The sequence below is a fragment of the Neobacillus sp. SRL179 genome, from assembly GCF_984799095.1.
The window spans coordinates 2,003,574-2,016,652 of record NZ_OZ481792.1; the positions used below are offsets into that span (position 1 = coordinate 2,003,574).

The window sequence follows — 13,079 nt, forward strand, 5'->3', positions numbered from 1 at the left end:
TTTAGAGGAGAGATAAAAATGCGTTTATTAGTAGTGGAAGATAATCTTCCATTGTTAGAATCAATTGTCCAACTTTTATCAGATGAATTTGAGGTGGACCAAGCTTCTGATGGGGAAGAAGCATTATTTTTAGCCATGCAAAATATCCACGATGCCATCGTTTTAGATGTGATGATTCCAGAAATTGATGGTTTTGAGGTACTGCGGACGATAAGGAAGGAAGGATTGAGGATTCCTGTTCTTTTCCTTACTGCCAGAGATTCGTTAGAGGATCGAGTACAAGGTCTTGATAGCGGCGGAGATGATTATTTAGTAAAACCATTTCAAGCTGCAGAACTTAAAGCACGGATTCGCGCGTTATTAAGAAGAAGCGGCAGTCTTACAACCAATCAAACGATCCAATATCGCGGGATTGAATTACTAGGTAAGGAACGGGAGATCCAGGTGGATGGTGAGTCCATCAAACTTACAGCAAAGCAATACGAACTGTTAGAATATTTAATTCAGAACAAAGGAGCCATATTAACGAAAGAACAAATTTATGATCGTGTTTGGGGATTTGACTCGGATACGACGGTTGCCATAGTAGAGGTGTTCATGCACCATCTTCGAAAAAAGTTAGAACCTTTTGGCTATCATGCAGATATTAAAACCATTCGCGGTGTAGGCTACATGCTGGCTGAAGAATAGGAGCAGCAGATGTTTCGACAAACACATATTAAGTTAACATTATTAAACTCGTTAGTGGTGATTGTTTTAATTAGTATACTTGGAAGTATTATTTACTTTTATACAGATAATAAATTGTATAAGGATGTAAACCAATCGTTATTGGAAACAGTTGAGCATTTTCAACATCCAAGTGGTCCTGCTGAGAATCATGAGGGAGATGCAGGTCCGCGGTTTATGCGGCGCGACCCGCGTATTATCACGTTGATTTGGGATAAAAATAACCAACTTTTAGCAGATCAAAATAGAGAGTCTGAGCTTTTTCTGGATAACGAAAAACTGATACGTCCCCACAAATTTGGCACCCTGCAGGATGTCGAAGTAGAGGACTTCTCATTTCGCTATGTGGCATTCAAGGTAACCATGCCTGAATTAGGGGGAATTACGGTCCAAGTGATTCGGAATGTAAACTCGGAAAAGGAATTACTGGATCGGTTATTATTAATTATGCTGATTGGCTGCGGTCTCGGCATCATATGTGCGATAGGATCCGGTTATTTCTTAGCAGGCAGGGCATTGGTTCCAATTAAAAATGCGTGGCAGAAACAACAGGAGTTTGTGTCGGATGCATCGCATGAATTGCGGACGCCTTTAGCAGTTATCCAGGCTAAAACGGATATTCTGTTTCGGTCACCATCGGCAACGATTCAAGAAAAGATAATCGACATCTCCACCATCTCTAATGAGTCAAGACGACTGTCCAAACTTGTAAGGAATTTATTGACACTTGCACGATCCGATTCGGATCAAATAGAAATGAAAAAATCAGTCTTCCAATTGGATGAACTTTTAAAAGATATTGTTCAACAATATGAAGAAATAGCCATGTATCAAGAAAAGTCACTTCATCTTGATGCACCAGAACAGGTACAGTTTATAGGTGATAAAGAAAGAATTCATCAGTTAATTGTCATCTTGTTAGATAACGCTATTAAATATACAAAAGATGGCGGGGAAATATTGCTTTCTTGTACACAGAGTCACTCCTCCGTTTTCTTACAGGTAAAAGATAATGGAATTGGGATCCCTGAAAAGGATATCCCGAAAATCTTTGATCGCTTTTATCAGAGTGATAAGTCAAGGACAGGTGTGGAAGGAACAGGTCTCGGATTATCGATTGCCAAATGGATCATTGACAAACACCATGGAAAAACGAAGGTACAAAGCACGGTTGGTGCAGGAACAAAAATAGAAATTACTTTTCCGAAGTCCCAAAAAAATTAATGGGGCTTCATTTTTTCATGTTAAGAAAATCTTAAGGAAGACCCTTCATAATATCCTTATCTATTTAAACAAGCACCCTGTGCTTTGTGGATTGAAGGGAGATTAATGGTAATGAAGAAAACGAGAAAGGCTCACTTATGGATTGGCTTAATCGCGTCAATTTTTATCTTTTTGGAGTCGATTACAGGATTACTTATGAATGAACCTTGGTTAATCGGGCAGACACAAATGGAAGGCGGGCGCGGCAATTTTCAGCAAGGTCAAACGAATCAAGGTCAATTTAATAGGAGGCAAGGACAATTTAATCAAGGTGGAGAAGCGCCTGAATCTGGACAAGCCACAGGACCAATGCAGGGACAAGGAAATGCTCAGATGGGCTCAAATGAAAATGGTCAATTTCAAGGTCGTGCTAGATTTGACGGAAATGGAAATTTTGCCGGTGGTATGCGCGCTGAAAGGTTTGGGCAAGGGTCATTCATGAGCACCATCCGCGGTCTGCACGAAGGAAGAATTGGTAATATGAACGTGAAATGGCTCATCGACTTAGTAGCCGTTGCGATGATCGTTTTAACTGGAACCGGCATCTATTTATCCATGAAAGTCCTGAAAGCAGAAGGAAGAAGAAAAAAACGGCAAATACAAGAGATTTCAGACATGGCAGATTTTTAATAGTAAAGCACACGAAGATCATCATTCGTGTGCTTTGTTGTATAGTTACTCAACGACAATTGTTCCTTTATACATTTGCATGCCACAGCTAAAGGTATACTCACCTGTTTTATCTGGGGTGAAACTAAGATTGGTCGTCCCTTTTTTTAAGTTAACATGATTAATATTAAAATCTGGAATCATAAAAGTGGATAAGCAGCTATTTTCTAACGGGTTTTCAATTTCAAGTTGAACCGGTACACCCTTTTTTACACGAATGACATTTGGTGTATAACCTGTTGGGGTTACAGTCATTTTTACGAGTGGAGCGCTCTGATCGGTCACATCGGCTTCTGTTTTCATAACTTCTTGATTTTCGGCCTTTTGTTGTGTTTGTCCTGCAGAATCGTCCCTGCCTGGGATTTTTACCAAATCGCTGCTATACATAAACAAGAACAAGGAGACTAGCACGATCCCGCCGGCGATAATGGCAAATGGAGAAAGCTCTTCGGTATCTATTGAATATTTAGGGTTCGTAGTAACATAAATATAGACAATGACAAACCCGATAATGACCAAATAAAATCCGACTAGAATCCCTAACAAAATCATAGGATTGACAAATTGAAGAAATAGACCCAGGATAGCCCCGTTAATACCACCCATTAATCCTGCAATAGCTCCCATAAGAATCGCTAATATTCCTACAGGGTGTCCTGCTAGGAATCCAACAATAAATCCAATAATCATACTGATGCCAACAACCAAAAAGGTTTCACCAGAGATAATCCCCATGATACTTCCTGTAAGCAAGCCAGTGATCACCGCAATCACCATACTAAGCATGACTCCCGGGGTGTTATTCAGTTGGTTTTTATTACGATAAACTAAGAAAATCGAGTAGCCAGAGCCACCGGCAACAATTGCTGCTGAAATAATCGAAAAAATATTCATGATATGTCTCCTCAAATGTGTCCTTTAAAATAAACAACATAAGAGTATTATAAATGTAAATAATGGATCGAAATTTGTATTTTAAGTGATTAATATGAACGTTTTATGAATCTTGATGTGCTTGAAAACCGGCTACTCTTTTTTTTCATGATTAACAGCGTTTTTATAAATTCTTTTCAGTGCTTCATTCTGCCATTTCATGTATTCAAGTAAAAATTCTTTTTCCGCATCTTCTTTTTCAAGTTCATCTTTTTCCTCTTCCTTCATATTCGTCACCCCATTCACTTATTACTTGCATTTTACCCGAATTAATTAGTTGAATAAAGGTAATTTCATAAATTAGACAGTTTACATAATAAAATAAGATTTGACATTTATAATTGGGAAATATATAATTTTCAAAAATACTATTGAAACTATGACGAGGATTAGTAATTTGAAATGTCTTACCAAGAGAGGAAACCATTGGGTGCAAGGTTTCTTAAGACAATCATATGAACCTGCCTCTGAGTTCTGTATCGGATCATATGTTGAAGATACATGCGGATAAAATCCGTTATCATGGAGAGAGTTTAAAGCTGTTTGCTTTTTGAATTTAGGGTGGTACCGCCAGGCCTTGGTCCCTTTTTAGGATCAGGGCCTTTTTGTATTCAAAAAAGTAAAAGCATTCGATGAATGGCGAATGTGCTGAATTATTCTTAACATGAAAAAAGTATTCTTATAAAAAGATAATGGGGTGTCAAAATGGCAAAGGAATTTGTAAAAGATGTTACTAGTATGGACGAGGATTTCGCCCAATGGTACACAGATGTTGTCACAAAGGCAGATTTAATTGACTATTCAAGTGTGCGCGGTTCGATGATAATCCGTCCTTATGGATATGCCCTATGGGATAATATTAAAAATGAATTGGATCGCCGCATTAAAGAAACAGGGCATGAAAATGTGTATATGCCATTATTCATTCCTGAAAGTCTCTTACAAAAGGAAAAAGACCATGTTGAAGGCTTTGCACCTGAAGTGGCTTGGGTTACACATGGCGGGAATGAGCCATTAGCGGAAAGATTGGTTGTTCGTCCTACTTCAGAGGTATTATTTTGTGAACACTACAGCAACATCATTCATTCTTACAGAGATCTGCCAAAGCTGTATAATCAATGGGCAAACGTAGTTCGCTGGGAAAAAACAACCCGTCCATTCCTACGCACGTTAGAGTTTTTATGGCAGGAAGGACATACTGCCCATGCCACTGATGAAGACGCTATGGAAGAAACGATTAAAATGCTTAATGTGTATGCTGCTATTTGTGAAGAAATCCTCGCCATTCCAGTTGTGAAGGGGCAAAAGACCGAAAAGGAAAAATTCGCCGGTGCGAAAGCTACCTTTACAATTGAAAGCTTAATGCATGATGGGAAGGCATTGCAGTCAGGGACTTCCCACCATTTTGGAACAGGATTCGCAGAGGCCTTTAACATTCAATACACAGATAAAGAAGGAAAGCTGCAATATGTGCACCAAACATCATGGGGCTTTACAACAAGAATTATCGGAGCTTTAATCATGGTGCATGGTGACGACCGTGGATTGGTCATTCCACCAAAAGCTGCACCAACTCAAGTAATGATCGTACCTATCGCTCAGCATAAGGAAGGCGTGCTTGATTTTGCCTATAACTTGAAAAAGTCACTCGGAACAGTTGCACGTGTTGATATTGACGCAAGCGATAAAAAGCCAGGCTGGAAGTTCAATGAATATGAAATGAAAGGTATTCCAGTTCGTCTTGAGGTTGGACCTAAAGATATTGAGAATAAACAAGTTGTATTAGTTAGAAGGGATACGCTTGAGAAAGTAGTTGTACCTTTGGCTGAATTGGAAACAACACTTCCTGCATTGTTAGATGATATTCAAACCAACCTTTATAATAAAGCTTTGAAGCATCGTGAAGAAAGAACATCCGTAGCTACAACGCTTGCTGAATTAAAAGATACACTAGAATCAAAACCTGGTTTTATTAAGGCAATGTGGTGTGGTGATGTTGCTTGTGAAGACAAAATCAAAGAAGAAACAAGTGCAACTTCCCGCTGTATGCCGTTTGAGCAAGAACACCTATCAGATCATTGTGTATGTTGTGGAAAAGAAGCAAAACAAATGGTTTATTGGGCAAAAGCTTACTAATTCATAGTAGAAGAAGAGGGCTCTTCCATTTTGGAAGAGTCTTTTTTTTGAGCAGGTGACAGTGCCCGTGGCCACGGAACAAAGCAGGGTATAGGCACTCACGACTTTTCAATTTGAAATCCTAACAAAAGGTCCATCTGAAAATGAACAATAACGATGAAAAAAGGAAAATAAGAAACTCTAGCGAATTCTTAATAATCAGGAGGGGGAACCGAACAAATGAAACCAATATTATTAGACTTTCCAGAAGAATTTTATACTGAAAGATTGCTAATACGCAAGCCAATACCTGGTGATGGGAAAGTAGTATTCGAAGCGATGCAGGCATCAATTAATGAACTAAAACCGTGGATGCCATGGGCCCATAGAGACCAATCAGAGCAAGATGTCGAGGCTAATATGCGTGAGGCACATGCGAAGTTTTTAACGCGAGAGGATCTTAGATTTCATCTTTTTAATAGAGAAACAGGGGAATTTATTGGATCTTCAGGCTTACATAGAATCAAATGGGAAGTGCCAAAATTTGAAATTGGCTATTGGGTTGATACTCGTTTTAGCGGGAAGGGATATATAACTGAAGCAACAAAAGCGATAACAGACTTTGCTTTTAGAGAATTGAAAGCAAAACGAGTCGAGATTCAATGTGATACCAGAAATACTAAAAGTCGTGCGATTCCTGAAAAATTAGGCTTTACCTTAGAAGGGATCCTCAAAAATGATGGCATTTCAGCAGATGGCAAGGAACTAAGGGATACCTGTATATTTGCCAAAGTAACTGAATAAATAGAAAGAAAACTCGACCACAGCGTCGAGTTTTCTTTCTATCAATCTAGTATATATTTTTTCAAATAGTATTTAGTAATCGCCAAATATTCTCGAGTATAGGACTTCACTACGGCCTTCCAGTGAGTTTTTGCTGGCAGGCCTTGAACATTTAATCCTTGGTCTTGAGCAATTGACATGGCTCGATACAAGTGGAAATTATTGGTCACCACCACTCCCCATTTTGCGTGAGGAGGAATGAGTTTTTTAGAAAAACGAATATTCTCATATGTATCTGTTGAACGATCTTCCATCACAATTCGTGATTCGGAAATACCTTGCTTCACTAGTTCACTCTTAATCGATTCGGCTTCAGCGATTTCCTCACCTGGTCCTTTGCCACCTGAGGCGATGACAATGGTCTCCTTATTTTCCTTTAAATAGTCCGCAGCAGACTTAATCCGGCTGGCCAATACCAACGAAGGAACAGTCCCTTTCACGCGAGCACCGAGAACAATCAAATAGTCAGCGTTCTTTGGAGCAGTCAAATTACTATATTGATTGATTTTAATTTGAAGGAAGCCCGCATAAATCAGTCCTATAACCACCAGTATCCATATTATTGATACTATTCTTTTCTTTTTTCTCATATTTTCAAATCCGTTTCTATAAGAATCCTAACCATATATTGATAGTACCATAATATAACAATTTTTGTCATTTATATGTTAAAAAGGCGCATGAGTCATCACGCGCCCTTTAAAAGCATTAAATTTTAATCTATTCACAAACCCACGAAAGCCCTATTGTACCGACACCCGTATGGACTCCTGCCACCGTGATCAGCATCAAAATTTCTGTTTCCAAGTTGGGAAATGTTTCTTTGATCAAATCCTCAAATGCAGCCGCTTTTTTAGGATCATTGGCATGAACGATGGCTACCTTTCGGACAGTTTTTGTTTCAAGGTCTTCTTTTAATTTAGCAATGAGCCAGGCAATTACCTTTTTATCGGTGCGAACCTTTTCCTTAATGATGGCTGCACCGCCACCTTCAATTGATAAAATTGGTTTTATATTAAATAAAGAAGCTAAGATTTTTTGACCGCCGGAAACACGCCCGCTTTTGTGAAGCTGATCGAGATTGGATGGAACCAAGAACAGTCGCGTTTCATTACGTAAGTCTTCTAATTGTGAAACAACTTCAACGACATCATTGCCTTGTTCTACGAGATCAATGCCTTTTTTTATTAAAAAAGAAAGTGGATAGGAACCGGTTTGGGAATCAATTGCGAATAAAGGAAATTCCTCCATATCAGCTGCCATGACGGATGATTGATAGGTGCCGGTTAACATACTAGAAGCATGAATGGCGATCCCACAATCATAGTCTTCTTTTAACTTCTTATATAGGTCGACAAAGTCAGTAATGGATGGTTGGGAAGATTGGAACTTTCCTTCTTCATTTTTCATCCGCTCATAAAATTCCTGTGCAGATATATCAATCGTTTCTTTGTAAAATTCATCATTTATGACCACATGCAGGGGAATAACATGTATATTGTGCTCCTCAATGAATTCTTTGCTAAGAGAAGCTGTAGTGTCAGTAATCCAGGCAATTTTAGCTTTACTCATAATCGTTCAAATCCTCCAATAGATACTTTAACTTGGCTCACTTTCATATCTAATAGTAATAGTGCGCCCTTTTTTATCTTACTAAATAAAAAGATACAAGATAGATAGGTTTATCACTAGTTATACTTGTCATGTATAAATTTGAACACTTTGTGAAATTTTTGGTTTCAATTATTCCTGAATAACAAAGTGTGATTTAAATCACTTAAACAGTGTGTTTTATCTTCTATAATTAACAACATGTTCATAGTAAAAACTATAAGGAGTGTTTTAAGTGTTAGATCAAAAAACGATTGAAATCATTAAATCAACTGTTCCAGTGTTAGAAAAACACGGAGAAACTATTACAACTAGGTTCTATGAATTAATGTTTGCAAGTCATCCAGAATTATTAAATATCTTTAATCATGCTAACCAGAAACAGAGAAGACAGCAAAAAGCACTTGCCGGAGCTGTGTACGCTGCCGCAATGTACATAGATAATCTAGCGGTTATTCTACCTGTCGTGAAACAAATTTCTCAAAAACATAGAAGTCTTGGTATAAAACCCGAACATTATCCAATCGTAGGTAAATATCTTTTATTAGCCATTAAGGATGTGTTGGGGGATGCAGCAACAGATGAAATCATGGATGCTTGGTCTCAAGCCTATAATGTCATTGCCGATGCCTTTATAAGTGTGGAAGCAGAAATGTATGATGAGGCAGAACACCAACCCGGTGGCTGGGAAGGATTCCGCAACTTTATGGTGGACCGTAAAGTGGTCGAGAGCGATGTCATTACCTCGTTCTACTTAAAACCTGAGGATAACAAAGAAATTGCCAGGTTCATCCCAGGTCAATATATTAGTATTAAACTAGAAATAGAGGAAGAAGAATACACTCATATTCGTCAATATAGTTTATCGGATGCTCCAGGTAAAGATTATTACAGAATTAGTGTGAAACGCGAAGTGAGTTCAACGAATCCTGACGGAAAGGTGTCCAATTTCCTGCATGATCGTGTCAACGAAGGTGATTTTCTCAAAATAAGTGCGCCTGCAGGTGATTTTGTACTAGATACGGAAAAAAATACTCCTCTTGTTTTGCTAAGTGGTGGTGTGGGTCTAACTCCTATGATGAGCATGCTAAAAACAGTTGTGGATGTGCAGCCTGAACGAAAGGTGACATTTGTCCACGCTGCAGCAAATGGAAATGTCCATGCATTAAGAGATGAAGTGGAAGAATTAACAAAACTCAACAAAGTCCAATCTTATTTCTTTTATGATTCACCAACCGAAGAGGATCGAATGAATAACCGTTTTGATATTGAAGGATATGTAACACGTGAGTGGATAAAGGAAACTCTTCCGATCGAGGATGCAGATTTCTATTTCTGTGGACCGGTACCTTTTATGAAGGCAATGAACCATTCATTAAAAGTATTAGGGGTAAATGAAGAACGCATTCACTTTGAGTTCTTTGGACCAAAAGGAAATCTAGAAGAATAATCAATAAGCCAATCTTCCAAATGGGAGGCTGGCTTTTTATTTTGAAGGAAATGTTAACAAATATGTAATTTTTTTGTATTTGTCCTAAACAAGGGATTGAAAGTTTGAATCGACCGTCAATTGTGATTAAATAATAGAAAAGGCCAGAAAGGATGTCGATCATGAATAAGAATGTCATTCGGTCCATTACAATCATTTCGGTACTATTTTGTCTCCTCTGGCTAATTGGTCTTGGTTGGGCAGTTGGGGAATATTACGCTGGAAAGCCAGATAAAGTTCCGAATACTAACACCGTAAGCAAGAAGGAGGAAAACAAAAAGTCCCTGACAATTGTCGCCCTAGGCGATTCCTTAACTAGAGGAACTGGTGATGAGACCGGGAAGGGATATGTCGGTGTTTTAGTCGATGAAATAAAGGAAAAAACAAAGAAATCTGTTCAGCTGACTAACCTTGGAATCAATGGACAAAGGTCAGAGCAACTGCGGAAACAGGTTCAAGAAGAAGAAGTCGGACGGCAAATAAAGCAGGCCGATATCGTTTTAGTGACGATTGGCGGAAACGACTTATTCCGTGGTGGTCAGGGGTTAGAAGATTTCGGAACAAATGAAATCGCATCGATTGAAAAAAGATACTTAGAAAACTTGAAATTTATTTTTGAACAAATTCGGAAAAACAATCCTTCATCCACTGTTTTCTTCGTGGGCTTGTATAATCCCTTTATTGAAATGGATCAAGGAAAAGAAATGTCTACAGTTGTCCGCCATTGGAATTACGATAGTGCGGAAGTCAGTGCTGCTTTTCCGAAAATCGTGTTTGTCCCAACATTTGACCTGTTTGAGTTAAAGGTAAATGATTATCTATATGCTGATAAGTTTCATCCCAATTCAAAGGGGTATCGTTTAATTGCTGAACGGGTTGCCTCATTGCTCACCTGGTAAGGAGAGGAAATCAATGGAGAAAAAAATAACATTAGCGGTAAAAGACTTAAAAAAAGTAATTGGGAAGAGAGAAATTATAAAGGGACTTACCTTTGATTTACGGGAAGGGGAAGTATTTGGGTTTTTAGGTCCAAATGGTGCCGGAAAAACAACCACAATCCGTATGCTGGTCGGCCTAATAAAACCAACTGCCGGGAGTATCCACATTTGCGGTTATAATGTTGAACATCAATTTTCGGAGGCCATGAGCAACCTCGGCTGTATCGTTGAGAATCCGGAGCTTTATCCCTATCTATCCGGATATAATAACTTGCTTCATTTTGCCCGAATGCTTGATGGGATAGGGGAAGAACGGATAAAAGAGGTAACGGAATTAGTCGGGTTAACGGATAGAATTCATGATAAGGTAAAAACGTATTCATTGGGGATGCGACAGCGGCTTGGGATTGCCCAAGCCTTATTAGGAAATCCAAAAGTGTTAATTCTCGATGAACCAACAAATGGATTAGATCCGGCAGGGATACGAGAAATGCGGCAATTTATCCGGTTTCTTGCTGAAAAAGAAGGCTTGAGTGTGCTCGTATCGAGCCACTTACTAAGTGAAATCCAATTACTATGTGATCGTGTGGCTATTATTTCAAAAGGTACTATTATTCGAATTGATACAGTCCATCACCTGTTGTCAAACCGAGAAAGAGTTGTCTGGCGGTTTACGCCATTTGAAAAAGGAAAGCAAATATTAAGTTCTTTAACCACGATTGAGGAAAAAGAAGATGGGACGATATGGACAGAATTTGATGAGCGGAAAACACCAGAATGGAATAAACAGCTTGTCATATCTGATATAGCTGTTACCGAAATGAATCGAAAAATGCCTGTGTTGGAAGATTTATTCCTCGAATTAACGGGGGGTGACTCGATTGAATAAACTCATTCAAAATGAAATGATGAAGCTAATTGCAAAAAAGAGACTCATTGTGATAGCTCTCATTATTGGAGTGCTGGTCCTATTATTTACCTATGCCCAATATAAGCAGGTACAAACACAACGTGAGAAATTAGGAACAGATGATTGGCGGACTATTTTACAACAGCAGATTGTCGATACGACAAACCGGCTGAGCAGCAGCCGTATTTCAGACGAATGGAAGAAACAGCTGCAAATATCACTGCAACAGCAGCAATATTATTTGGATCATGATATCAATCCCTCAGAGCCAGGGGCACCAACGTTCATGAGAATATTTTTGGAAAGTTCAATTGATTTGTTTATCCCATTAATGGTGATGGTAATTGCCAGTGATTTAGTCTCTTCAGAGCATAGTCAAGGTTCCATTAAATTATTGTTAACTAGGCCGGTAAAAAGGTGGAAGGTACTCCTAAGTAAATATATCACCTTATGCTTAGCCGTATCCCTAATTATTGCGATAACGGGAATTCTCTCTTATCTCATTTCAGGAGTAGTCTTTGGCTATAATGGCTGGGGAGCACCTATCTTAACTGGGTTTAATGTAACGGACTCCGGATTAAATACTTCAGAAGTAAAGCTGCTGAGTTTGTGGAAGTTTTTATTAATGGATTTTGGGTTAGTATGGTTTGTCGCAATTGTGGTCGGTACTTTATCGTTTATGTTATCGGTATTAATTCGAAGTACTGCGGCAGGAATGGGGGTCATGCTGGCTGCCTTGATCTCAGGAGCGATATTAAACAATATGGTTTCATCATGGGAATCTGCTAAATATTTTTTTATGGTGAATTTACGGTTAACGGATTATATGAAGGGGACAGCACCACCGATTGAGGGGATGAACCTCTCCTTCTCCATGATGGTATTGTTTACTTGGTGGGCGGCCGCTCTAGTGGTATCTTTTGTTGTCTTTACAAAAAAAGATGTTTATTAAGTCACAGCTATTCCTGTTATAACGGGAATGGCTTTTTTATATATATGGTGAGTTCAAATTTGCTGAAATATTAACAATTTCATAAACTATGGGTAGAGGCATAACAATAGGGGAGGTAGTTAAATTGACATTTACCTTAACAAAAATAGATCATGTTCAGCTTGCCGCGCCAAAGGGGTGTGAAGAAGCAGCACGCGAATTTTTTTCAGGGATTCTCGGGTTAACAGAGGTCGAAAAACCAGCGGAGTTAAAAAAACGAGGCGGAGTTTGGTTTGAGTTTGGAATGTTTCAACTGCATATTGGGGTAGAAGAACCATTTTCACCAGCAAAAAAGGCTCATCCAGCGATTGTTGTGAAAGAAATCGAAGCGTTAAAAACTCACCTTCGAGAGAAGAGAGTGGCCTTTACAGAAGATGATAACCTCCCAGGGGCCAGCAGAATACATGTCTTTGACCCATTTGGAAATCGACTTGAATTCTTAGAATGGGAGTAACTGATTTGTACCAAATCTAGTTTATATAAAAGCACAGCCCCATTCCAAATTGGAATGGGGCTGTGTGCCTTAAGTTCGGGGGATTTAAGGCATTTTTATTATCGGGATTTATCTAATCAAATGGCAGCAGGGTG

General features: G+C 38.8%; 14 protein-coding genes and 1 other annotated feature. Of the genes, 10 read left to right on the top strand and 4 right to left on the bottom strand.

The genetic code is table 11. The annotated features are described in order from the left end of the window. Positions 1 to 18: 18 nt before the first annotated feature. From AC4E8C_RS09865 to AC4E8C_RS09875, 3 genes are all read left to right on the top strand, one after another. On the top strand, positions 19 to 690 hold the full coding sequence (locus AC4E8C_RS09865) for a response regulator transcription factor (RefSeq protein ID WP_490211930.1): 672 nt from the start codon (positions 19 to 21) through the stop codon (positions 688 to 690). Positions 691 to 699: 9 nt separating this feature from the next. Beyond that, positions 700 to 1,953, top strand: a complete 1,254-nt coding sequence (locus AC4E8C_RS09870; RefSeq protein WP_490211931.1) for a sensor histidine kinase — start codon at positions 700 to 702, stop codon at positions 1,951 to 1,953. A gap of 111 nt (positions 1,954 to 2,064) precedes the next feature. Then, positions 2,065 to 2,622 (top strand): PepSY-associated TM helix domain-containing protein, encoded by a 558-nt coding sequence (locus AC4E8C_RS09875; RefSeq protein WP_490211932.1) that lies wholly within the window; start codon positions 2,065 to 2,067, stop codon positions 2,620 to 2,622. A 45-nt stretch (positions 2,623 to 2,667) separates the two neighbouring features. Here the strand turns inward: AC4E8C_RS09875 and AC4E8C_RS09880 are convergent, their stop codons facing one another. Further along, positions 2,668 to 3,555, bottom strand: coding sequence for a cupredoxin domain-containing protein (locus AC4E8C_RS09880; protein ID WP_490211933.1), 888 nt, complete (start codon positions 3,553 to 3,555; stop codon positions 2,668 to 2,670). Positions 3,556 to 3,687: 132 nt separating this feature from the next. Beyond that, positions 3,688 to 3,822 carry a hypothetical protein gene (locus tag AC4E8C_RS09885; protein WP_490211934.1) on the bottom strand — a complete coding sequence of 45 codons (135 nt, stop codon included), beginning with the start codon at positions 3,820 to 3,822 and terminating at the stop codon, positions 3,688 to 3,690. 142 nt (positions 3,823 to 3,964) lie between these two features. Beyond that, positions 3,965 to 4,183 (top strand) — a binding site (T-box leader). 116 nt (positions 4,184 to 4,299) lie between these two features. On the opposite strand from AC4E8C_RS09885, the gene proS reads away from it, so the two are divergent. Together proS and AC4E8C_RS09895 are read left to right on the top strand one after the other, a co-directional pair. Then, positions 4,300 to 5,730 carry a proline--tRNA ligase gene (gene proS / locus AC4E8C_RS09890; RefSeq protein ID WP_490211935.1) on the top strand — a complete coding sequence of 477 codons (1,431 nt, stop codon included), beginning with the start codon at positions 4,300 to 4,302 and terminating at the stop codon, positions 5,728 to 5,730. Positions 5,731 to 5,949: 219 nt separating this feature from the next. Next, positions 5,950 to 6,513, top strand: coding sequence for a GNAT family N-acetyltransferase (locus AC4E8C_RS09895; protein ID WP_490211936.1), 564 nt, complete (start codon positions 5,950 to 5,952; stop codon positions 6,511 to 6,513). A gap of 41 nt (positions 6,514 to 6,554) precedes the next feature. Here AC4E8C_RS09895 and AC4E8C_RS09900 read toward each other — a convergent pair whose 3' ends face one another. Beyond that, positions 6,555 to 7,142, bottom strand: coding sequence for a YdcF family protein (locus tag AC4E8C_RS09900; protein WP_490211937.1), 588 nt, complete (start codon positions 7,140 to 7,142; stop codon positions 6,555 to 6,557). Positions 7,143 to 7,272: 130 nt separating this feature from the next. Next, entirely contained in the window at positions 7,273 to 8,124 is an 852-nt protein-coding gene (locus AC4E8C_RS09905) for a DegV family protein (protein WP_490211938.1), read from the bottom strand. 274 nt (positions 8,125 to 8,398) lie between these two features. Between AC4E8C_RS09905 and hmpA the strand changes: the two genes are divergently transcribed. The 5 genes from hmpA (at position 8,399) to AC4E8C_RS09930 (ending at position 12,945) form a co-directional block, all read left to right on the top strand. Next, on the top strand, positions 8,399 to 9,613 hold the full coding sequence (hmpA, locus tag AC4E8C_RS09910; RefSeq protein WP_490211939.1) for an NO-inducible flavohemoprotein: 1,215 nt from the start codon (positions 8,399 to 8,401) through the stop codon (positions 9,611 to 9,613). A gap of 161 nt (positions 9,614 to 9,774) precedes the next feature. Beyond that, positions 9,775 to 10,551, top strand: a complete 777-nt coding sequence (locus AC4E8C_RS09915) for an SGNH/GDSL hydrolase family protein (RefSeq protein ID WP_490211940.1) — start codon at positions 9,775 to 9,777, stop codon at positions 10,549 to 10,551. 13 nt (positions 10,552 to 10,564) lie between these two features. Continuing rightward, positions 10,565 to 11,479, top strand: a complete 915-nt coding sequence (locus AC4E8C_RS09920) for an ABC transporter ATP-binding protein (RefSeq protein ID WP_490211941.1) — start codon at positions 10,565 to 10,567, stop codon at positions 11,477 to 11,479. Continuing rightward, positions 11,472 to 12,452 (top strand): ABC transporter permease, encoded by a 981-nt coding sequence (locus AC4E8C_RS09925; protein WP_490211942.1) that lies wholly within the window; start codon positions 11,472 to 11,474, stop codon positions 12,450 to 12,452. The genes AC4E8C_RS09920 and AC4E8C_RS09925 overlap by 8 nt, the downstream gene beginning before the upstream one ends. Positions 12,453 to 12,576: 124 nt before the next feature. Then, on the top strand, positions 12,577 to 12,945 hold the full coding sequence (locus AC4E8C_RS09930) for a VOC family protein (RefSeq protein WP_490211943.1): 369 nt from the start codon (positions 12,577 to 12,579) through the stop codon (positions 12,943 to 12,945). Positions 12,946 to 13,079: the final 134 nt, after the last annotated feature.